Origin of the sequence: Thalassospira profundimaris, assembly GCF_003326675.1 — a bacterium.
GTDB classification, from domain to species: domain Bacteria; phylum Pseudomonadota; class Alphaproteobacteria; order Rhodospirillales; family Thalassospiraceae; genus Thalassospira; species Thalassospira aquimaris.
The window spans coordinates 1-20,421 of record NZ_JPWF01000025.1; the positions used below are offsets into that span (position 1 = coordinate 1).

The following is a 20,421-nucleotide window of genomic DNA, read 5'->3' on the forward strand; positions in this document are numbered from 1 at the left end:
CACAGGTTCGAATCCTGTCGGGCTCACCAATTCAAAACCCCTGGAACCTAGAAGTTCCGGGGGTTTTGCATATCTGGCCCTTGGGCACCATTTCCCGTCCTGACTTTTCCGTTCCTGATCATTCATCGGTGTTGCTTTTGCCATCTGCGCAGCAGCCATGCGCGAAAAAGCTGTCAGATTTATTAGTTGCGATTGCATCGCAATTCTATTTCCTGTAAAGAATGCAAATCAGTTTCAAATGCACCAGAGCAGGACGTCTGGTGCTGATCGTCTATTTGATCGGAAAAGTTACATGTCTGACCCCGTAAATCCGTTGGCCGTATCTGATGATGCGCAAACCCCGCTTGCTTCCGATGGCGCACTGGCACCTGATGCTTCTGCGACCGGAACCCTGTCCGCCGACGGGACCGTCATGGTCGATCCCGATACGGGACTTCCGGTGGAAACGATGGCAACGACCGGGACCGGTTCGTTTGCTGACGGGTTTACCAGCCTGCCGGTGATCGAACAGGTTGACCGTGCGGGTGTTGTCGGCTGGATTCTGGCGGCAATGGCGCTGATCGGGCTTGTTCTGTTCTTCTACAAGCTGGTCGGCTTCCTGCGTCAGGGTGTCTTTGCCGACGGTTTTGTTCGCGATATCGAAAATCATCTGAGTGCCGGCGAAGAAGGCAAGGCCGCAAACCTTCTGTCGCGTCGTCGTCATCCGGCTGCACGCATCGGTTTGTCGGGCATGGCTCTTTCGGTGGCAACGGCCAGTGAACGCGAAGCGGCATCCGATCTGATTGCCGCACGCGCACGCAAGGAAGTGGACGGACTTAATGGTGGTCTTCGCATCATGTCGGCGATTGCCGTTCTCAGCCCGCTTCTTGGATTGCTTGGAACTGTGATGGGCATGATCGAGGCCTTCCAGAAAATGGAAGGGGCGGGCAGCCGCATTGATCCGTCTGTTCTGTCCGGCGGTATCTGGCTGGCGCTTCTGACCACGGCAATCGGTCTGGTGGTCGCGATCCCGGCAACTGCATTCCACATGTGGATGCAGGGCGTTATTAACCGCGCTGCGGCCGTTATGGAAGATGTCTGCACCATGGTGGTCAATCGCAGCGAACTGGCCCACAAGGCCACTTTGCGGGTTACCAACGTGACCGACCTTCGTAGCGCTGCCGAATAAAACTGATCTGCTGGAATTTATCGATGCAATTGCGCGAACGTAATCGCGGTTCAACACCGATGATCGGTCTGACCCCGCTGATTGATGTTGTCTTCATTTTGCTGATCTTCTTCATGCTGGCATCAAGCTTCCTGGACTGGAAGGGCTTCGAGATGTCGGTCAGCATCACCGATGGCAAATCAACCAGGCAAAGCGATGTGCGCCCGGTAACAGTCAATGTCGATGCCAATGGCGGTCTTTCCATCAATGGCGAGGCCGTGGCGCTGTCCGGGCTGGTGACTGCCCTTCAACGTGACCACAATGGTTCTCCGGTGCGTCTGCGCCCGGTAAACGGGGCCTATCTGCAACATCTGGTCGATGTGATGGATACGCTGGGCCGTGGCGGAGTGACGGATGTGGAGTTCATCGAATGAAGCGCCGCATCCAGATCGCCGAGGACGGACCGGTTCAGGAACCGATGTTGCCTTTGATCAATATCGTCTTTCTGCTGCTGATCTTTTTCATGATTGCCGGAAGCCTGCAAAAGCTGGGTCCGTTCGAAGTAGACCCGCCGGCAAGTCAAACCGCCGAAGCCCGCCCGGAAGACACGATTGTTCTGTGGTTCGGGAAAACCGGCGAAATCGGCATTGATGATTTGACGGGCGATCTTGATCGTTTGTCGTCGATGTTGCCGGTCGATTATATCGGGCGTCCTGTTGAAATCCGGGCTGATCGCGCGACCGAGGGGACAAAGGTTGTCGCCCTGCTGAAACGGTTGCAGGAACTTGGTGTCGACAAGGTTCAGCTGATGACCGCCATCGAAGCGGGACAGGATTGATATGTCCAAACGCGTTGATTTCCTGATTGCCACCGGCTTGACCGGGCTTGTTTTGACGGGCGGGATTGTTTTGGCGATGCCGGAACCACAGCCATCGGGTTGGGGTGGGGCCGGTTCTGTTCAAAGTATCAGTATCTCTCTTGGGGCTGGGCAGTCTGCGACCGGCGAAACCGAAGTCGATCAACAGGCAGCCGATTCCGCCGAAAGTGTCATGGCGCCCGAGCCGGTCGAAGTGGTTGAACCGCAACCCGAACCGGAACCGGTGACCGAAGTTGAACCGGAACCAGAGCCGGTAACCGAACCCGAAGAAATTGCCGAGGCAGAACCGGAGCCGGAACCCGAACCGGAACCGGAACCTGAAATCGTCGAGCCCGAACCGGAACCCATCCCGGAGCCAGAGCCGGTGGTTGAGGAAGTGGTAGAACCCGAACCGGAACCGGTTGTCGAAGAAATTGTCGAACCGGAACCCGAGCCCGAACCGGTCGTTGTTCAGCAGCTTGCCGAAGTTCTTCCGGTCCGCAAGAAGCCAAAGCCACCTGTCGCCAAGGTCGAGGCCCCTAAAAAGGTCGAGGTCGCAGAGGCCGTCAAAAAGACCCCCGAACCGGTCCAGCAACCAGCCGGGCTTGTCAATTCGGCCCATTCGGAAGGCACGGTCGGCGAGGTCGCCCAAAGTCAGGCCGCGTCGTCATCAAATGGCAGTGGTGGTGGTGCGGCCAGCAAGGCGGCAATGATTGATTACCGTTCATCGGTCACACAGATGTTGAACCGGTATCGTGAATATCCGGATCGGGCGAAACGTCGCGGTATCGAAGGACAGAACAGCATCTATCTTGTGATTGGCCGTGACGGCAAGGTGCTCGAAGCCAGAATGCTGTCTTCAAGCGGATCCAAAATCCTTGATCGCGAAACCGAACGGATGATTGAACGGGTGCGGCAATTCCCGCCATTTCCCGATACCATGACCGAGGACAAGATCGTGCTGACGGTCCCCGTGATTTACAATCTGCGCTGATAAAAAAACGCCAGCCCCGAAAGGCTGGCGTTTTTGTTTGAGCACGGCGCTGCGCTTTCACGCTTCGCCGTCTTCCCATTGATAATCAAGGGGGACTTCGCGCCAGGCGAATTTGTCGAGATGGATGATAATCACGCCTTTCATCTTCTCGATGCCTTCGGCCTTTTCCGACCGACCTTCAAAGATCAGTGTATCGCTGCTGGCCGTGATCGTGCAGGGGCCCATCGGAAAGGCAACATCGGCGGATGTTTCACCCAGATCAACTTCGACCTTGTGGGCAAAATGCTTGCACAGCTGCACAAGGTATTTGGCGGCTTGACCGGTTTTGACCGATCCTTTGGTGGTGAACATAGATCAGTCTCCATGTGTATGATGAAGGCCGTCGACAATGACAAACGGCGAGCCCTGCGAACAAATTTCAAGACGGCCGCTTACCTGATAGGCGCGCTTAAGAATATCTGGCGTCATGGCGACATGCGGTGTGCCGGTCGATAAAACGCCGCCTTCGCCAAACAGAATCAGGCTGTCGCAATGGCGCATTGCCAGATTGATGTCATGAAGCGCAATCAGGGCCAGTCCCTGTTTGTCTTTGACCAGGGTGCGAACAACATCAAGAACACCAAGCTGCCAGCGCAGATCAAGGGCGCTGGTTGGTTCGTCAAGCAACATGATGTCAGGTTCGCGCACGATGATCTGGGCAAGGCCGACCATCTGGCGTTGACCACCAGACATGCGGTTAAGCGTCTGAAACGCGATATGACGGATATTAAGCCGGTCAAACACACGCTCGGTCAGGTTTTCGACGTGCTGATGTGAAAGATCGTGGCGCACCGCCCGGCAGGCGGAAATAACCGCTTCATAGGCCACAAGGTTGGTGGCCTGCGGCAAGGTTTGCGGCAAATAGGCGACCTTGCGCGCACGCTGATTGTGGCTGAGCTTGCGGTTTTCATCCCCGTCATAGGCAATCGACCCGCCATAGGGGGCAAGACCGGCCAAAGATCGCAGGAAGCTTGATTTGCCAACACCGTTGGGGCCAAGCACGCCAATGACGCTGCCCGGTGCGAAATCGGTCAGGGTGATGTCGGACAGAATGGTTTTCTTGTCATGTGCAATCACAAGATCGCGGATATCAAGTTTGGTCATGTTTGATCCCTGCACCTTATCCGCGACGTTTCTGCGACAGCAACAATGCCAGGAACAGCGGAATGCCGATCAGGGCCGTGACAATGCCATCGGGGATCATGATGCCCGGTACAATCGACTTGCTGGTAAGGGATGCGGCCGAAAGGATAAAGGCACCGGCAAGGATGCTGCCCGGGATGTAATAACGGTGGTCTTCCCCAAAGGCGAGGCGGGCGATATGCGGCCCGACAAGACCGACAAAGCCGATCACGCCGGTAAAGGATACGGCGACCGCGGTCAAAACCCCGACACGCAGCAATACAAGCATCCTTAAACGTTCAACCGACACCCCATAGCTTTTTGCGTAATCCTCGCCACCCCGAAGTGCGGTCATCTTCCAGATGTGACGGATGCTGAACGGGATGCAGCACAGGAAAACCGCACCGACAATTACGATCTTTTCCCAGCTGGCGCGCGCCAGACTGCCCATGGTCCAGAATACAATCTGTTGCAGGCTGTCGGTATCGGCGACGAACTGAATAAGTGACACCAGCGCATCAAGCGCAAAGACAAGGGCAATGCCAAACAGAACAACCGTATCAATGGTTGCCCCGTAAAACCCGGCCAGCATCTGGATCAGAAAGATCGCGCACAATGCCCCGCCAAAGGCAAAGATCGGTACGATGTAATTTTCCGGGATGCCGTATTGATCAAGCTGAAAGACGATGGCAAATGACGCGCCAAGGGTCGCGGCATGCATGATGCCAAGGGTCGAAGGGCTGGCCAGCGGATTGTTCAGCACGGTTTGCAATTCCGCCCCGGCAAGGCCAAGCGTTGCCCCGATCAGGATTGCCAGAACCGCAAAGGGTAGGCGGACGTCAAACACAATGACCCGCATGGCACCCGACAGGGTTTCGGGATCAAGGATACCGCCAACCACATCCCAAAATGACAACATCGCCGGACCGGTCATGACATTGGCGACAAAGGATACGATCAGGGCAATCAGAAAAACGCAAAGCCAGAAAATGCGTTTGAAAACGAAATGGCGATACTGGCGGGAAAGCGACGGCGCAGCATGTGCTGCGCCGGTAGAAGTCTCTCTCATCATCGGGTCCGATATTCTTTTATGGCATTTACAATGATGACGCCTCAGCAAGGCTGATCCAGTAAACTCCGTTCAGGTCGACGGCCTGAAAACGATCAAAGAACTCGGCCAATGTGGCATCCGGGTCGAGATCGGAAAATGTATCCGGATGGAACCATTTTGCCATGGCCTGCAATGTCACAACATTGATCGGGTTGTTGTAAACATGATGCCATACCGAATAGACGCGGTTGTTCTTGACGGCATCAAGTTCGGAAAGTCCGTTGCGTTCCATGCTGTGTGCCAGTGATGCGCGCGCCATTTCGGCATTGGTTGATGCGCCAAGGACGATGCGTTTGGAATTGGTTTCGGCATCAAACCCGGCCGACCCAACCGCCGTAGTGACGTAATAGTCCGGGTTCTTGATCAAAAGCTGTTCGACCGAAACCTGTGCAATGACGCCGGGAATTTCATCACCAAAGGCATTCTCGCCACCAGCAAGCTGAACGAACTTTCCGATCATGTCATTGCCCATCGCCTCGCAGCAATGATCGGTCAGGCCGACCCGGCTTTCAAGGAAGACGCTTGGCTTGTTGGCAAGGGTTGCGGTCTTGCTGATGACCTTGTTGAGATTGTCTTCGTAGAATTTGGCAAAGGCTTCTGCCTGGTCTTCCTTGCCCATCAGCTTGCCAAGGATACGAATGCTTTTGGGCGTATTTTCAAAAGGTTTGCTGCGAAAATCGATCATTACAACCGGAATATCGGCTGCCCCCATCACAGACAGAATTTCGTGGCTTTTCGATCCGGGGCCATGGCCGCCTGACATGCCAAAGATCGCAACATCGGGTTCGACCGTGATGGCCTTTTCGACCGAGAAGCTTTCCGAACCGCTGCGCCCGATCAGAGGGATATCGTCAATTTCGGGGAATTTCGCGCGATACTGATTAAACGATCCGGGATCAAGTTGCTTGAACTCGCCCATCATGCCCGCGACCCAGCGTACCGGGTTTTCCGGATCCAGAATGCCAAGGGATGGCAAAAAACGGCCTTCACCGAGGATCATATGCTTGACGGGGACCTCAAGTGTGACTTCGCGCCCGGCAATGTCGGTCAGGGTAATTGTCTCACCGGCCTGTGCGGCATTGGCACAGAGGAAGGTGGCGGCAACGAAACTCAGTAAACGGTTTAATTTCATAACGTTTCTGCATTCTGGATGGTTGCGTGACGGGGGATTTGAATTTTTCGGCGGCGTTTTCCCGATCTTTGCAAATCTCGCAAAAGAAGGGTGCTGCGCGCAGATGTCATAGCAAAGCATCGCTTTAATTGCGAATGATTTTGAATATTATTTTCTATTGGGCGGGCATGTTCGGTGCTGGTCAGAGGCAGGCGAAAAAGAAAAGGCGCGGGGATTTCTCCGCGCGCCTGAAAGACGGAAAATGGAAAATTCGATCAGGTTTGCGCCGTCAGGCGACTGACAAAGGCATCGACATCCGTGCGCAAACGTTCGGAATTTTGTTTGAGCATCTTGGAAACTTCAAATACCTGCGTTGCGACACTGCTGGTCTTGGTTGCGGTATCGCTGACGGTACCAAGGCTGTGATTAACTTCCTGATTGGCCGATGACACAGTGTTGATATTGCCGCTGATTTCGGTGGTTGCGGCGGCCTGTTGTTCGACTGCTGCGGAAATGGCGGTGACGGAATCAACGATATTGCTGATTTGCCCGGCCACGGTCTGAATGGCGGTAACAGCGGCCGAAGTGCTTTGTTGAACCGCGTTGATCTGTTCGGTGATATCGCCGGTGGCCTTGGCGGTTTGATTGGCAAGGTTTTTGACCTCGCTTGCAACCACGGCAAAGCCTTTGCCGGCTTCGCCTGCGCGGGCGGCTTCGATGGTCGCGTTCAGGGCCAGAAGGTTGGTCTGGCTGGCGATCTTGTCGATCAGATCGACAACTGTTCCGATCTGATCGGCCGCGGCATTAAGGGTTTCGATGGTGTCCGAAGTCCGACGTACAGATTCTTCAACCTCGTTCGAAATGGTCGATGCACGCGATACCTGACTGGAAATTTCACGGATAGAACCGTCAAGCTGCTCGGCGGCACCGGCAACCGTTGTGGCGTTATCTGCCGATACTTCCGCCGCCCCGCGGGCCTTTTGCACCTCGTCCTGGGTTTCGGTCATGCTGGAAATCAAGCTGTTGGAGGCTTGCGACATGTCCTCGGCCGATGACGATACCGCCGAAACCACCGTGCCGATGGTTTCCTCGAATTCCCGCGACATCGCATGAAGCTTGTCATTGTAGGTTTTCTGAGTCTCTTCGTAATAGACCGTGATCGCCATTTCGACATCGACAAGCAGGGCATTGATCGATGCCCCGACCATCATGGAAACCTGTGCATCGCGATGGAATTGCTTGAACAGCAAGGCCGAAATTTCGCCGAGCATGAAATTATAGGCCGAAACATAGGATTCCGGTGTCAGGCCAATGCGTTCATGCGCTTTGCCGACCCGGCGAACATCCTCGTAGAACGCATCATCAAAGGTGCCTTCAAACAGCTTGGCCCAATGTTTTATCTGGGCATTCTTCAGGCGTTCAATATTTGATTTGTCACCGATTATTCGTGCAAGTTCCGGGCGCCCCATGACCTTTCGATAGAACTCGTCAAGAATAGGAGGCAGGCTTTTTTCAATAACCGGCCAAGCACGTTTAAGCTGTTTGACCTTTGATTCATCAAAGCCGATGAATTCAAGCCGACGCCGAATTTCAGGATGCATACCTTAGTTCCCCAAGCAATTTGATCATTATCCGGAGGTCTCAGTCTGGGTGGGGCGCTGTATACTAGGTTGGTATTAGTTTTTCATCAGTTAACTATATTATGGTATATTAATGCTATCTCAAAGGGTAGGGTTAATCTGCTTTTTGCACTCATAGTTAACCAATTCACATTCACCCGGGTTTGACGTCATTCCAGTGCAACCGAATACAAGCGTGATGGAGGATGTCTTGCCTATTAATAGTGATCAACTTCGAACCCTGATTGTGCAGCCGGTTCTGGCCGCACTCAATCTTCCGGCCCCAGACGTTGCCGAAAACCTGATCATGGGGACGGCTGCCCATGAAAGTCATCTTGGTGATTATATCAAACAGGTCGGTGGCGGCCCGGCAATGGGCATCTATCAGATGGAACCGGCGACCCTGAATGATTGTTATGTCAATTATCTAGACTATTCCAGCCGCGCGGCATTGAAGACCGTTGTTGACGGTTTTCTGGCTGCCCAGCCGGCCGGTCCGGATGGAAGCCCCGACAAGGCCGCCCAGTTGGCAAGCAATATGGCCTATGCCACGGCGATGTGCCGCATTCGTTATTACCGTGCACCGGGGGCATTGCCATCCGATCCCAATGACCTGAGCGGATTGGCAGCCTATTGGAAGCAATATTATAACACGCCGCTTGGGGCAGGGACGGTGGAACAGTTCATCGCCGACTATAATCGCTACCTCGGCTAGAGCACGCTGGTGCCTTTGCAAAAACCAGTATGCCGTAACGTCGGTGAAAAAATATTCTCTGCTTTTGGCAAAAACAGTGGAAAATGATACGCCTTTTAGCCAAAATCCCCCTCCGCAGGTTGGTGGTTGCGCAAAAAACCACCAAAACATAAGAATTTAAGGGGATCCCAATGAAACGTCGTCAGTTCCTTAAAGGAGCCGGTATGGGGGCAGGTGCGATTGCCGCATCTGTGGCTGCACCGGCTATTGTTTCCGCACAGGAAAGCTTGAATTGGCGCATGGTGATGCCGTGGCCGAAGGGGACACCGGGCCTTGGCACCAATGCGGAAAAGTTCGCTGCCATGGTCAAGGAAATGTCCAATGGCCGTCTGAACATTACGATCTTTGGCGCCGGTGAAATCGTCCCGCCGTTCGAATGCATGGATGCGGTCGAGCAGGGCGTTGTCGAGATGGCCCACGGCACGCCGTATTATTGGCAGGGCAAGAACCCGGCCCTGAACTTCTTCTCGACCATTCCGTTTGGTCTGACCGCTTGGGAACTTTCCGCTTGGCTGCGCTTTGGCGATGGTCAGAAGCTTTGGGAAGAAGCCTATGCAGCGTTCAATGTTGTGCCGTTCTATGCTGGTAACTCCGGCATGCAGGCAGGTGGCTGGTTCAACAAGGAAATCAAATCTCTTGATGACCTTAAGGGCCTTAAAATGCGTTATGCTGGTCTTGGCGGCGAAGCCATGCGCCGTGCCGGTGCCAACGTCACCATGATCCCGCCGGGCGAAATTCTTCCGGCGATGCAGTCCGGTGCGATTGATGCCGCCGAGTGGGTTGGTCCGTGGAACGATATGGCATTTGGTCTGTATCAGGTTGCCAAATACTACTACACCCCGGCCTTCCATGAACCTGGCCCGGGTCTTGAAATCTTTGTTGGCAAAGACAAGTTCGATGGCCTGTCGGCAGACTTGCAGGCAATCATCCGCTATGCCGCACAGGCAGTTTCGGAAAACACCCTGGCTGACTTTACCTTCAACAACATCCAGACCTATCAGCCGCTGATCGACAAGGGTGTTGAAGTGCGCCAGTTCCCGGATGAAGTCATCATGACCCTGGCCGAGCATTCCAAGGCCGCTGTCGAAGAAATCGCAGCCAAGGACGAATTGTCGGGCCGTATTGCGGCAAGCTACCTTGACCTCGTCAAGAAAGCCGCCCGTTACGGCAAGGAATTCGAAGCCACCGGTCTTCTGCACCGTGCAAAGGTCTGGGGCTACTAAGCCCGACCGAAAAGAGATCGCCGCCTTCGGGTGGCGCAATGATCGGGGATCACCTTCGGGTGGTCCCTTTTTTTGACCTCAGATTGAAAATGTGTCGATGAAATGTCGATGTTATGCGGTTTGCGCGATGCAGCTACCCGCAAACGTGAATTGTTGCATGCGCCAAAAACCGTAACTTTGTCGCCAACCTGAGTTACGAAATTACTTTCGTGAACTTTTAGCGCAAAAAATTACCAATAGAGCATGCTCTATCAATTGGGAGCCCCACAATGAAACGTCGTCAGTTTCTGAGCGGCGCGGGCGTTGCCGCAGGCGCATTTGCTGCCGCTGCCGCCGCACCGTCAATCGTCAAAGCCGATGAAACCATCAATTGGCGTATGGTTATGCCCTGGCCGAAAGGCACCCCGGGCCTTGGTGCCAACGGTGAATTGTTCGCCGAACGCGTCAACAAGATGTCTGGTGGCCGTCTTAAGATCACTGTTTATGGTGCTGGTGAACTGGTTCCGGCCCTTGAATGCATGGATGCGGTCGAACAGGGCGTTGCCGATCTGGCCCATTCCACCCCGTATTACTGGTTCGGCAAGGACCCGGCTGTTTCGTTCTTCACCACCATTCCGTTTGGCCTGATGGCGTGGGAACTTTCCGGCTGGCTGCGTTTTGGCGGTGGTCAGGAACTGTGGGACGAGCTGTATTCCCAGTTCAACGTCAAGCCGTTCCTCGCAGGTAACACCGGTCTTCAGGCTGGTGGCTGGTTCAACAAGGAAATCAACTCTGTTGAAGACCTTAAGGGCCTGAAAGTCCGTTATGCCGGTATCGGCGGCGAAGCCATGCGTCGTCTGGGTGCGACCCCGTCGCTGCTTCCGGCAGCTGACATTCTGCCAAGCTTGCAGTCCGGCGCGATTGATGCCGCCGAGTGGGTTGGTCCGTGGAACGATTATGCGTTCGGTCTGGCTTCGGTTGCCAAATATTACTACACCCCGGCATTTGCCGAACCGGGTTCGGGCATCGAAGTCTTTATCAACAAAGACAAATTCGCCGAGCTGCCGGAAGACCTTCAGGAAATCGTCGCCGTTGCCGCACAGGCCAATGTCGAACAGACCCTGTCTGACTTCACCTTCAATAACGTTCAGTCCTATCAGGCAATTCTCGCCAAGGGCACCGAGATCCGTCACTTCAATGATGACCTGATTTCGGCCTTTGCCGGTGCCGCCCAGGAAGCGATTGAAGAAATCGCCGGCAAGAACGATCTGAATGGTCGCATCTATGCGTCGCTGATGGACTTCGCCAAAAAGGCCGCCCCTTATGGCAAAGAATTCGAAGCAACCGCACTGATCCAGCGCGCCAATGTATTTGCCAATCAGGCATCGTAATTTCAGATCAGCTTTGCTGAACTGATCTTACCGACATGAAAAAGGCCGGCACCCTCGGGTGTCGGCCTTTTTGTTGTGTTCGTCATCCAACGGATGACTGATCCCTGATCGGGCAATCAAACCCCTAATGCACCGTCGGCTTGTTGGGGGCGGGCAGGTCAAAGGTGAACCGGTCCTGATCCTGGAATTCCTCGTTCGCGGCGCGCTTGACCAGTTCGGCTGCCATGACAAGCGATGTTTCAATCGCCCATTTAAGCTGTTCGACCGCCCCTTCGTTCCCGGCATTCAATGCCTCGGGCAGGATACGTTCCTGCAGGAATTTGGCGACACCGGCAAAGGCGCGCGCGGCACTTTCGCAATTGTCGCGTTCGATCATAAAGCGCCCGGACAGGGCAATGGCATCGGCAATGCCCGACAAATGGCCCATCATGACGCGGATTTCGCGATCATCGGTTTCGGTTTTCTTTGCGACAAAGCGCAAAATTCCGGCGTAAAAGCCATAATCAGAAGACATCCGAACCACGCTTTCATTGATCTTTGGTCTTAGGGCTATAATGCCCCAAACAGGATTTGCGTCGTTTTAGACAATTCATCGCCTGTGGTATAGTCCCCGATAAGAGATAATCTTAACCGCCTGAATTGGCGGTCATAATAAGGGCTTTTGCGCGAATGCTTCAGGGCGGTCTGATCTTTATCGTTGCCATGACCTATATCGGGTTGTTGTTTGCCATCGCCTATTATGGTGACAAATACGCCGATAAATGGCGCGCATCGAAGTTGAAACCATCGATCTATGCCCTGTCGATGGCGGTCTATTGCACAAGCTGGACATTCTTTGGATCGGTGGGGACGGCGGCAACACGCGGCTGGGCTTTCTTGCCGATCTATATCGGTCCGATCATTGTGATGCTGGTCGGGTTTGGCATCATGTCCAAAATTGCCCGGATCTGCCACCAACAGAACATTACCTCGATCGCCGATTTTCTGGGGTCGCGCTATGGCAAAAGCCAAAGTCTGGCCGCCCTTGTCGCGCTTATCGCCGTGGTGGGTGTTCTTGCCTATATCTCGCTTCAGCTCAAAGCCGTATCGCTGTCATTTGATGTGCTGATCGGTGATTTGGGTGAACAGGTTGTCCGTCATTCCGCAGGCCACTTTTCCAAGGATACGGCCTTTTACGTCACCATCCTGATGGCGGTGTTCGCGATCCTGTTTGGCGTGCGCTATATCCATTCATCGGAACATCATGACGGGCTTATTCTGGCGGTGGCCTTTGAAAGTCTGGTCAAGCTGGCAGCCCTTTTGCTGGTCGGGTTCTTTGTCGTCTATGGCATGTTTGACGGTTTTGCCGATATCAATCGACGGGCGGTATCCACGCCCGAGGTACAGGCACTTTTCAAGCCCGATACATGGCTGACATCGCATTTCTTTGTTGCGACCTTGCTGGCGGCCTTTGCGATGTTCTGTTTGCCGCGCCAGTTCCATGTCACCTTTGTTGAAAATGATGACAGCCGAAACCTTGTAAGTGCGCGCTGGCTGTTCCCGGCCTATCTGGTGGTCATCAATATCTTTGTCGTGCCAATCGCGGTTGCCGGGCTGTTCATGTTTGGTGGCGATCCACAGGTTAACCCCGATACATTCGTTCTGACCCTGCCGCTTTTGGGTGGGCAGGACTGGCTGGCGATTGTCGCCTTTATCGGCGGCCTGTCGGCCAGTACCGGCATGGTGATTGTATCGTGCGTCGCGGTATCGACCATGGTCTGTAACGATCTGATCATGCCGCTTTTGCTGCGCTCTGAGAAAATGCAGGGACGCATGGCCGGCGATGTCAGTCAGGTGCTTTTGAAAATCCGCCGGGCGGCGGTGATTTTGCTGCTGTTTCTTGCCTATGGCTTTTACCGGTTTCTGTCGGAAAAATATGCGCTGGCCGATATCGGGATGCTGTCCTTTGCCGCGATGGCGCAATTTGGCCCGGCGGTATTGGCTGCGATCTATCTTAAAAACATCAACCGCACCGGGGTGCGGCTTGGCCTGATGTCGGGCTTTGTGCTTTGGGCCTATACCCTGTTGCTGCCGGTGTTTGTGCAGGGGGAATTGCTTCCGGCATCGATCCTGACTGACGGGCCGTTTGGCATTGCCATCCTTAATCCCCAGGCGCTTTTGGGGGTTGGCATCGAAGATCATCTGACCCATGGGGTTGTCTGGTCGCTTGGGGTCAATTTCGTTTTGATGTTTGTCGGATCGGCAATCGGGGTGCAGGGCGTCACCCAGCGCCGGCAGGCCCAGGTCTTTGTCGATGTCTGGCGCAAAAACACCAAGACCCGCAACGATACCTGGATGGGCCGCGTTACCCTTGGCGATCTCGAAGACCTTGCCGCACGCTTCCTTGGCAAACATTGGGCACAGCGCGCCTTTCGCAATTACCTGCAATCACGCGGCGGGGAACCCAAGCGATCCGATCTTGCCGATGTCGATGCCGCAAGCTTTACCGAACATCTGCTTTCGGGCGCGGTGGGGGCCGCATCATCGCGCGTGGTGATGGCGTTGCTTCTGCCCGATAAGGCCGTATCGCGCCGCGACGCGATGGAACTTCTGGACGAAGCATCCGAGGCCATCAAATTCAACCGCGACCTGTTGCTGAATACCCTTGAAAACATTTCCCAAGGGGTCGGCGTGTTTGATCAGAATTTGCGACTGGCAACCTGGAACCATCGTTTCATTGATCTTCTGGGTATCGCCACCAGCGACATTCAGGTCACCTTGCCATTGTCCGAACTGGTGCAGATTTGCCGAAGCAACGAAACCCGTTCGGTCGATATTGATATCCTTCTGGGCCGTAATGCCGCCCCCCAGATGCGCAGGCTTCCGCACACGTATGAACGCAAACGTTCCGATGGCATGGTGCTTGAAATCCGTACCAACCCGATGCCCGATGGCGGCTTTGTTGCCACCATTGCCGATATCACGGCACGCGTGCGCACCGAAGAAGCCCTTCGCGAAAGTGAACGCAATATCCGGATTTACACCGACAATATTCCGGTGATGATTGCCTATGCCGATCATAATCAGCGTCTTCGTTTTACCAACCGCCCGTATGAGCGGATGTTTGGCCTGCGCCGGGTCGAGGCACATGGCATGTCGGTCCGCGAAGCCGTGGGCGAGGAACGTTATGTCCATCTTGCCCCGATGATCGAACTGGTGCTTAAGGGATATCGCCAAAGCTTTGAAATCGAATTCCCGGCGATCACGCGCAATCGCAATGATGAACGCGGTATGCAGGGCGTGCGCGAAGGCCGTTATGCCGAGGGAACCTATATCCCGCACTTTGACGAAACCGGCGAAGTTCTTGGTTATTTCTGCATCTATCACGATATTACCGAACGCAAAACCGCCGAACAGGCTCTTAAAGAAGCCAACGAGGGCCTTGAAGCCCGCGTGACCGAACGTACCCACGCGCTTGAAGTCCTCAATTCCGAGCTTTCAGACGCCAAGGAACAGGCCGAAACCGCCAACGATACCAAAACCCGCTTCTTTGCTGCGGCCAGTCACGATCTTTTGCAGCCGCTTAATGCCGCACGTCTGTTTACCGTGGCACTCGGCGGGAAACAGGGATTGGCCGAGGATGTTCTTGATCTGGTCGGCAAGGTTGATCTGTCGCTTAAGGGCGTTGAAGAACTGCTTAACGAGCTTTTGGATATCTGCAAGCTTGATGCAGGCGCGATGCAGCCGACCATTCGCGACTTTGCGATCAATGATGTTCTGGGCGCGCTTGAAACCGAATTTGGCCCGATTGCAGAAAATGCGGGGCTCAGCTTCCGGGTCCATAAACGCGATCTTTGGGTGCGCAGTGACAGTCGCTTGCTGCGCCGCATCCTGCAAAACTTCATCTCCAACGCCATGCGCTATACCCGTAATGGCGGGGCGGTGGTTGGCTGCCGCGTCCGTGGGGATATGCTTAAACTTGAAGTCTGGGACAGTGGGCCTGGCATCCCCGAAGACAAACTGAAAATCATCTTCCGCGAATTCCAGCGCCTTGACGGCCCGGAAACCACCGATGTGAAGGGCTTGGGCCTTGGCCTTGCCATTGTTGATCGTCTGGGCAAATCGCTTGGTCACACGGTATCGGTGCGCTCGCGGCCCGGTCGTGGCACGGTCTTCTCGGTCGAAGTCCCGCTTGGCATTGCCGACACGGCCGCAACACCCAAACCCAAACGCCGCATGGCCGGTGAACTCGGCGGCTTGCGCGTGCTGTGTATCGATAACGAACCCGATATTCTTGATGGCATGAACGCCATGCTGGGCAACTGGGATTGCGTGGTGGCAACCGCCAAATCGGGCAAAATCGCCGAAGACCTCCTGACCGGATCAGAACCGGGCAAGGGGACCTTTGCGCCTGATATCATCCTTGCCGACTATCACCTTGATTCCGGCCAGACCGGCCTTGATGTCCTGATCAAGCTCCGAGATGTTCACGGCGTTAACGTGCCCGGCGTCATCATCACCGCCGACCGCTCCACGGAAACCGCCGACCTGATCCGCGAACAGGGCTTCTCCCTGCTCAACAAACCCCTCCGACCGGCAAAGCTGCGGGCATTGATGACGCGGGCGCTTAATCGGTTGGGGAATGATGCGGCTGAATGAGTCTTTGAAGGACGTCTGTTTATGAACGATTTCGATCACTACAAAAATCACTACATTCATGATCTTACTGAGGACCGTAAGTATTTTTCAAATTTGGGAAAGGCAGAAAGAGAGCAAGATTGCGTCCATTGGTTCTTGCAGATGATTGATGTTGAACACAACTGCGTAGATTTGGAGGCGCCGGATCAAGCGTCAATTGTCGACGTGAAATGGAAGAATGCAAACTTTCAAGTGAAGGAAATAGCTGATCCAAAAGTCAAACGTGGTGAGATCAAGGAAATCCTAAGTGCGGTCGAAAATGCTGAGAGCTTTGGAGATTTAAATAGATCGCTAGTCGGTACAGGGCGGGATATTCCTGAAGTGACCTCCATGTGTGACCTAGTGTATCAGCGATCTGTAGAGCTATCCGCACATAGGCGATATACTTCCGCGAAAACTGAAGTCGATCTTCTCTTCTACATAACCAGAACCTATTCTTCTTTGTTGAAAGCTGATGATATAAACCGAATCAACTATGCCAAGTTAGGTTGGCGCTCTATTTCGGTTCTTAATTCCAAACAGGCTGCAGTAATCAGTGCATCTAATGATGCTCCTGACTGTTTGCGGGACAGGGTGGGGCGCATTTATTGTCCATCTTAAGCACTCTCCCGAACCGGCTGGATCAATATATCCGCTGGAATGCCCCAAACCTCGTTCAGCTTTCTGATCTGTGTAAGTGACAGGCTGGTCTTGTGGTTGAGGAATTCGGACGCACGGGAACGACTGCCAAGCAGTTTTCCAAGCTCGGCGCGGTCCAGTCCATTTTGCTCCATGTAAAACAAGACAGCTTCGACGGCATCGGGTGCGGCAATCGGGTATTGTTGCGCTTCGTACTGGTCGATCAGGATGCCAAGAACTTCTAACTGGTCGGCTTCCGGTGTGCCCGGTTTGGCGTCCCAAAGATTTTCAACAAGCTCCATCGCCGCCTCATGGTCAGCTTCGGCCTTGATCGGTTTGAGGGCATAGGTTGTTTGCATCTCTTTCTCCTGCCAAGCCCAGTTAGAACCTGTCGACGGTTTTTGCATCGATCTTGTCATAGTCTGCATGGGTGCCGATGAACTTGATCCATGCGATCTGGACGTCATAGCGAAAGGCGACAATCAGGCGGTAGTCATTGCCGTGTATCTTGAACCTGATACGTTCGGCATTGATTGATTTCGCCGTACCAAAAACGTTCAGGACATCCTGATGGCTTTGCCAGTTTGCTTTGCGGGTCCGGTCAAACCATGCCTTAAGGGGCTGTTCCGTTTCAGGATGTTTAAGCCAGAAATCGACAAGCACCTTACGGGCAATGATTCGCATACGGTTTCCTGACGCGGGTTGGGTTCAATCCGTCCATTGCCAGTAAAATATCATGTTCCGAAAATTGGAACAATATCGTTTTATCGTGCTATCTGCTTATCGTGCCGTCAGGACAAGTTTCGCGCCCATCGCAATAAATACCCCGGCAAATCCCTTACCGATCCAGTTCATGACTTTCGGGCGTTCGATGATGTGGCTGCGCAGTGCCCCGGCGAAGCACCCATAAATAACAAACACGCCAAATGTCATCGCCATGAAGATCAGGCCGAGCAGGGTCATTTCCGCAGTTGTGTCGGGCGTTTCGGTGGTAACGAATTGTGGCAGGAAGGCCAAGAAGAAAACCGACAGTTTGGGGTTGAGCAGGTTTAGCAAGATGCCATCGCGGATGATTTTGGCGATGCCAGTTTTGGTCTCGTTCGCGGTGACTTTCATCGCACCTGTGCCGTGCCACATGCCCCAGGCCATATAAAGTAGCCAGGCCACACCCAGATAGCGCACAATTTCAAAGGCGACCGCGCTGGCATGAAGCAGGGCCGCAAGACCAAGGATGCTTGCCGACATATGGGGCACGATGCCGAGGGTGCAGCCAAAGGCCGCCCAGATACTGGCCTTCATGCCGCGTCCCAATCCAAGGGCAAGGGTGTAAATCACGCCGGTGCCGGGCAGGGCGACGATGATGAGCGATGTGATCAGGTAATCAAGGGTGATCATGGTGCGTCCGTTTGGTTGACTGTGAAGTCGTCAATTTACGGACGGGGCGCAAAGCATTCTTGAACGGAATTGCAGGATGATTTTCACGTTCGGTGGGCTTTGCGTTTTTACGCATTTAGGGCGATAGTCCGCATTGCCCGGCATGCTTTGCATGGCGGATTACAGCGGTAAATGTAAAATGTGAGGATTCCTCAGTTTTCGCGAACCGCACGGGCATAGCGGCCCGGTGTCAGGCCGAAGGCCCGCACGAAATGGCGATTAAGGTGGCTTTGATCGGCAAAGCCGGCAACATGCGCGATATCGGCAAGCGGTTGGCCCGTCCGGATCAGGTCGCGGGCAAGATCAATGCGCCGCTGGACCAGATAGGCGTGCGGGGTCAGGCCGGTGGCACGGGTAAATTCGCGCACGGTTTGAAATTTGCTTAGTCCCGTGACATCGGAAAGATCATCAAGGCTGTGCAGATCAGCCGGGCAATCGTCAAGCAATGCCTTGGCCCGTTTGATCCGCGCATGGGCAACTGCTGTTCGGGATGCGGGTTTGGCTGGCCCGTCGCCGGAATAAGACAGGGCATGATGAAGCAGCAAAAGCAGCATTTCTTCGCGCCGCATCCGTGCTGCATCCGCCGTGCCATGGGTGATTGCGTCAAACAGAGCAGTGAAGCATTGCCGGACCTGCGCGTTATCCATCACCGGGCGGGTGAATTCATACTGCGGGCTTGCCCCGTCTGACATGTCGCGGGCGGCACTGGCAATCAGGGCCGGATCGAAATACAGCATGTTCCAGCCACGCGGCGCATCGCCAATCGGATGCCCGTCATGAACTTCGCGGGGATTGACTGTGATGATATTGCCAGCCCCGGCTTCAACCAGGCCACGGCCCGACGCGGATTTTTGCGCACCGGCATACATATAGCCGATGCCAAACGCTTCGTGGGTGTGTTTGGCAAAGCTGTGGCGGGTTTCGGCCATTACGGCCTCAACACCCAGACAATCGTGCGATATGATGTCGACCCTGTTCATCGCCCAAAGGTGGCAGCGATCAGGCCATTTGGCAATGGGGGGAACAGGTTGATTTGGTAACTGGCGCTTAACTAGCTGCTGACAGGTGCCTTGGCGGGCAGGCTGCGATCCGGGCTGTTGCCGTTGCCCGTGTTATGCGGGCCCAGCAATTCACGCAATCCGCCCAGCCCGTCGACATGATTGGCAATCACCCGGGTCACGATCAAAAGCGGAACGGCAACCAGAAAACCGATCACGCCCCACATCCATCCCCAAAAGGCGACGGTCAGAATGATGGCAATCGAATTGATCCGAAGGCGATTGCCAACAAGGGCGGGGGTGATGATCTGTCCTTCAAGGGCGGTGCGGGCGAAATAAAGGGCCGGGGCCAAAAGGGCCTCGCTTGTGGCTTGCATGGAAACAAGGCCGACAACCGCAACAATCGCAATCCCGCTGAGTGCACCAAGGATCGGAACATAGTTTAGAACCGCCGCGGCAATGCCCCACAAAACCGGATTGGGCAGGCCAATGATCGCCATCAAACTGCCAATCACAATCCCAAGGCCGAAATTGATCAGCGTTATGGTCGCAAGATAACGCGATACTTCGCGTTCGACGTCATGGGCAATGCGAAGGCCCTTGCGCCGGTCGCCAAATGTCGGAAGGGCGCGGACAAGCTTTTCATACACAAGATCACCCGCCGAAAGCACAAACAGCAACAACACCAGCGTCATGGCAATCCCGGCCAGAATATCGGGCGCGCCATGTGCGGCCTGACTGATCAGGTTGGGTTCGGTCACCACGACCTTTTGCACATCCTGATTGCCATTATCCTGATCGGTGGCCTCTGCCACCTGTTGCTGGGCGGCGCGCAGTTTATCAAGCGGCTCGCTCAGATCGGCCAGACGCAGGCGCAGCCGTTCCTCGATCCGCGGGGCATCATCGATCCATCCCGAAACCGGGCCGCTTAAGCCGTAAATCCCGGCAATGACCGAGGTGCTGAGTGTCAGAACAATCGCAAAGGCGCTTAACACACGCGGGATGCGGAATTTGGCGAGAACACGCACAAGGGGCGAGAAAACAAGCGACAGTAAAAATGCCAGAACAACCGGCAACAGAAGGCTTTGCGCCATATAAAGGCACGCCAGAACCAGAACACCAAACGTCCCGATCACCGAAATCGTCCGCGCCCGGCGATAGACCAGCGCCCGTGCCGTTGCCGAAGCCGTTGCCGCAACGGTTGCTGCGGATTGGTTTACTGTCGGGTTTGTATTTGTGGCGGTATCCGTTGCGACGGGATTGCTCATGCATGGTCTCCGGCGTGATCTGCCGGGCAGGGTGCAAGCGGCAGGATATGGTGATAACGCACCGGACTGTCGGGTTGTTC

At 54.6% G+C, this 20,421-nt stretch carries 21 protein-coding genes; 9 read left to right on the forward strand and 12 right to left on the reverse strand.

The genetic code is table 11. The features are described from left to right. Positions 1–198 (reverse strand): hypothetical protein (locus TH19_RS22970; protein WP_220151785.1); only part of this gene is annotated, 198 nt, incomplete at its 3' end. 94 nt (positions 199–292) lie between these two features. Here TH19_RS22970 and TH19_RS21385 point away from each other — a divergent pair. From TH19_RS21385 to TH19_RS21400, 4 genes are read left to right on the forward strand one after another with little or no spacing between them, the layout of a single operon-like run. Continuing rightward, the gene (locus tag TH19_RS21385; RefSeq protein WP_114104396.1) at positions 293–1,168 is read left to right on the forward strand and encodes a MotA/TolQ/ExbB proton channel family protein; all 876 of its coding nucleotides are present in this window, start codon (positions 293–295) and stop codon (positions 1,166–1,168) included. A gap of 23 nt (positions 1,169–1,191) precedes the next feature. Further along, positions 1,192–1,581: an ExbD/TolR family protein gene (locus TH19_RS21390; RefSeq protein WP_114104397.1), complete on the forward strand. Its 390-nt coding sequence runs from the start codon at positions 1,192–1,194 to the stop codon at positions 1,579–1,581. Then, positions 1,578–1,985 (forward strand): ExbD/TolR family protein, encoded by a 408-nt coding sequence (locus TH19_RS21395; protein ID WP_114104398.1) that lies wholly within the window; start codon positions 1,578–1,580, stop codon positions 1,983–1,985. Before TH19_RS21390 ends, TH19_RS21395 begins: the two co-directional genes overlap by 4 nt. Before the next feature lies 1 nt (position 1,986). After that, positions 1,987–2,997, forward strand: a complete 1,011-nt coding sequence (locus TH19_RS21400) for an energy transducer TonB (protein ID WP_114104399.1) — start codon at positions 1,987–1,989, stop codon at positions 2,995–2,997. Positions 2,998–3,054: 57 nt separating this feature from the next. Here the strand turns inward: TH19_RS21400 and TH19_RS21405 are convergent, their stop codons facing one another. The 5 genes from TH19_RS21405 to TH19_RS21425 form a co-directional block, all read right to left on the reverse strand. Then, a complete protein-coding gene (locus tag TH19_RS21405) occupies positions 3,055–3,348 on the reverse strand; it encodes a DUF2218 domain-containing protein (RefSeq protein WP_114104400.1) in 294 nt (97 codons plus the stop codon). A gap of 3 nt (positions 3,349–3,351) precedes the next feature. Then, entirely contained in the window at positions 3,352–4,140 is a 789-nt protein-coding gene (locus TH19_RS21410; RefSeq protein WP_147250810.1) for an ABC transporter ATP-binding protein, read from the reverse strand. 16 nt (positions 4,141–4,156) lie between these two features. Next, positions 4,157–5,227, reverse strand: a complete 1,071-nt coding sequence (locus TH19_RS21415; RefSeq protein WP_181846511.1) for a FecCD family ABC transporter permease — start codon at positions 5,225–5,227, stop codon at positions 4,157–4,159. A 28-nt stretch (positions 5,228–5,255) separates the two neighbouring features. Next, positions 5,256–6,401 (reverse strand): ABC transporter substrate-binding protein, encoded by a 1,146-nt coding sequence (locus TH19_RS21420; protein ID WP_114104403.1) that lies wholly within the window; start codon positions 6,399–6,401, stop codon positions 5,256–5,258. Between the two features lie 254 nt (positions 6,402–6,655). Then, complete coding sequence (locus TH19_RS21425; RefSeq protein WP_114104404.1) at positions 6,656–7,981, reverse strand: globin-coupled sensor protein; 1,326 nt, start codon at positions 7,979–7,981, stop codon at positions 6,656–6,658. 229 nt (positions 7,982–8,210) lie between these two features. Between TH19_RS21425 and TH19_RS21430 the strand changes: the two genes are divergently transcribed. The 3 genes from TH19_RS21430 (at position 8,211) to TH19_RS21440 (ending at position 11,346) form a co-directional block, all read left to right on the forward strand. Next, complete coding sequence (locus TH19_RS21430; protein WP_114104422.1) at positions 8,211–8,714, forward strand: hypothetical protein; 504 nt, start codon at positions 8,211–8,213, stop codon at positions 8,712–8,714. Between the two features lie 170 nt (positions 8,715–8,884). Further along, on the forward strand, positions 8,885–9,976 hold the full coding sequence (locus TH19_RS21435) for a TRAP transporter substrate-binding protein (RefSeq protein ID WP_114104405.1): 1,092 nt from the start codon (positions 8,885–8,887) through the stop codon (positions 9,974–9,976). Between the two features lie 269 nt (positions 9,977–10,245). Continuing rightward, entirely contained in the window at positions 10,246–11,346 is a 1,101-nt protein-coding gene (locus TH19_RS21440; protein WP_114104406.1) for a TRAP transporter substrate-binding protein, read from the forward strand. A 124-nt stretch (positions 11,347–11,470) separates the two neighbouring features. Here the strand turns inward: TH19_RS21440 and TH19_RS21445 are convergent, their stop codons facing one another. After that, a complete protein-coding gene (locus tag TH19_RS21445) occupies positions 11,471–11,860 on the reverse strand; it encodes a hypothetical protein (protein ID WP_114104407.1) in 390 nt (129 codons plus the stop codon). A 155-nt stretch (positions 11,861–12,015) separates the two neighbouring features. Here TH19_RS21445 and TH19_RS21450 point away from each other — a divergent pair, with 155 nt between their 5' ends. Both TH19_RS21450 and TH19_RS21455 read left to right on the forward strand, forming a co-directional pair. Beyond that, the gene (locus TH19_RS21450; protein WP_114104408.1) at positions 12,016–15,984 is read left to right on the forward strand and encodes a hybrid sensor histidine kinase/response regulator; all 3,969 of its coding nucleotides are present in this window, start codon (positions 12,016–12,018) and stop codon (positions 15,982–15,984) included. A gap of 21 nt (positions 15,985–16,005) precedes the next feature. Next, positions 16,006–16,623, forward strand: a complete 618-nt coding sequence (locus TH19_RS21455) for a DUF1780 domain-containing protein (protein WP_114104409.1) — start codon at positions 16,006–16,008, stop codon at positions 16,621–16,623. On the opposite strand, the gene TH19_RS21460 is transcribed toward TH19_RS21455, so the two are convergent. From TH19_RS21460 to TH19_RS21480, 5 genes are all read right to left on the reverse strand, one after another. After that, positions 16,620–17,000: a helix-turn-helix domain-containing protein gene (locus TH19_RS21460; protein WP_114104410.1), complete on the reverse strand. Its 381-nt coding sequence runs from the start codon at positions 16,998–17,000 to the stop codon at positions 16,620–16,622. The genes TH19_RS21455 and TH19_RS21460 overlap by 4 nt on opposite strands. A gap of 22 nt (positions 17,001–17,022) precedes the next feature. After that, positions 17,023–17,325, reverse strand: coding sequence for a type II toxin-antitoxin system HigB family toxin (locus TH19_RS21465; protein ID WP_114104411.1), 303 nt, complete (start codon positions 17,323–17,325; stop codon positions 17,023–17,025). 96 nt (positions 17,326–17,421) lie between these two features. After that, a complete protein-coding gene (locus tag TH19_RS21470; protein ID WP_114104412.1) occupies positions 17,422–18,036 on the reverse strand; it encodes a LysE family translocator in 615 nt (204 codons plus the stop codon). Between the two features lie 191 nt (positions 18,037–18,227). Next, positions 18,228–19,004: an AraC family transcriptional regulator gene (locus TH19_RS21475; protein ID WP_258548077.1), complete on the reverse strand. Its 777-nt coding sequence runs from the start codon at positions 19,002–19,004 to the stop codon at positions 18,228–18,230. 122 nt (positions 19,005–19,126) lie between these two features. Next, positions 19,127–20,341, reverse strand: a complete 1,215-nt coding sequence (locus TH19_RS21480) for an AI-2E family transporter (protein ID WP_114104414.1) — start codon at positions 20,339–20,341, stop codon at positions 19,127–19,129. Positions 20,342–20,421: the final 80 nt, after the last annotated feature.

Excerpts from the sequence above, each read along its gene's own strand:
- TH19_RS21385 (WP_114104396.1), top strand. The coding sequence starts at position 293 with ATGTCTGACCCCGTAAATCCGTTGGCCGTATCTGATGATGCGCAAACC.
- TH19_RS21390 (WP_114104397.1), top strand. The coding sequence starts at position 1,192 with ATGCAATTGCGCGAACGTAATCGCGGTTCAACACCGATGATCGGTCTG.
- TH19_RS21395 (WP_114104398.1), top strand. The coding sequence starts at position 1,578 with ATGAAGCGCCGCATCCAGATCGCCGAGGACGGACCGGTTCAGGAACCG.
- TH19_RS21400 (WP_114104399.1), top strand. The coding sequence starts at position 1,987 with ATGTCCAAACGCGTTGATTTCCTGATTGCCACCGGCTTGACCGGGCTT.
- TH19_RS21405 (WP_114104400.1), bottom strand. The coding sequence starts at position 3,348 with ATGTTCACCACCAAAGGATCGGTCAAAACCGGTCAAGCCGCCAAATAC.
- TH19_RS21410 (WP_147250810.1), bottom strand. The coding sequence starts at position 4,140 with ATGACCAAACTTGATATCCGCGATCTTGTGATTGCACATGACAAGAAA.
- TH19_RS21415 (WP_181846511.1), bottom strand. The coding sequence starts at position 5,227 with ATGAGAGAGACTTCTACCGGCGCAGCACATGCTGCGCCGTCGCTTTCC.
- TH19_RS21420 (WP_114104403.1), bottom strand. The coding sequence starts at position 6,401 with ATGAAATTAAACCGTTTACTGAGTTTCGTTGCCGCCACCTTCCTCTGT.
- TH19_RS21425 (WP_114104404.1), bottom strand. The coding sequence starts at position 7,981 with ATGCATCCTGAAATTCGGCGTCGGCTTGAATTCATCGGCTTTGATGAA.
- TH19_RS21435 (WP_114104405.1), top strand. The coding sequence starts at position 8,885 with ATGAAACGTCGTCAGTTCCTTAAAGGAGCCGGTATGGGGGCAGGTGCG.
- TH19_RS21440 (WP_114104406.1), top strand. The coding sequence starts at position 10,246 with ATGAAACGTCGTCAGTTTCTGAGCGGCGCGGGCGTTGCCGCAGGCGCA.
- TH19_RS21445 (WP_114104407.1), bottom strand. The coding sequence starts at position 11,860 with ATGTCTTCTGATTATGGCTTTTACGCCGGAATTTTGCGCTTTGTCGCA.
- TH19_RS21450 (WP_114104408.1), top strand. The coding sequence starts at position 12,016 with ATGCTTCAGGGCGGTCTGATCTTTATCGTTGCCATGACCTATATCGGG.
- TH19_RS21455 (WP_114104409.1), top strand. The coding sequence starts at position 16,006 with ATGAACGATTTCGATCACTACAAAAATCACTACATTCATGATCTTACT.
- TH19_RS21460 (WP_114104410.1), bottom strand. The coding sequence starts at position 17,000 with ATGCAAACAACCTATGCCCTCAAACCGATCAAGGCCGAAGCTGACCAT.
- TH19_RS21465 (WP_114104411.1), bottom strand. The coding sequence starts at position 17,325 with ATGCGAATCATTGCCCGTAAGGTGCTTGTCGATTTCTGGCTTAAACAT.
- TH19_RS21470 (WP_114104412.1), bottom strand. The coding sequence starts at position 18,036 with ATGATCACCCTTGATTACCTGATCACATCGCTCATCATCGTCGCCCTG.
- TH19_RS21475 (WP_258548077.1), bottom strand. The coding sequence starts at position 19,004 with ATGGCCGAAACCCGCCACAGCTTTGCCAAACACACCCACGAAGCGTTT.
- TH19_RS21480 (WP_114104414.1), bottom strand. The coding sequence starts at position 20,341 with ATGAGCAATCCCGTCGCAACGGATACCGCCACAAATACAAACCCGACA.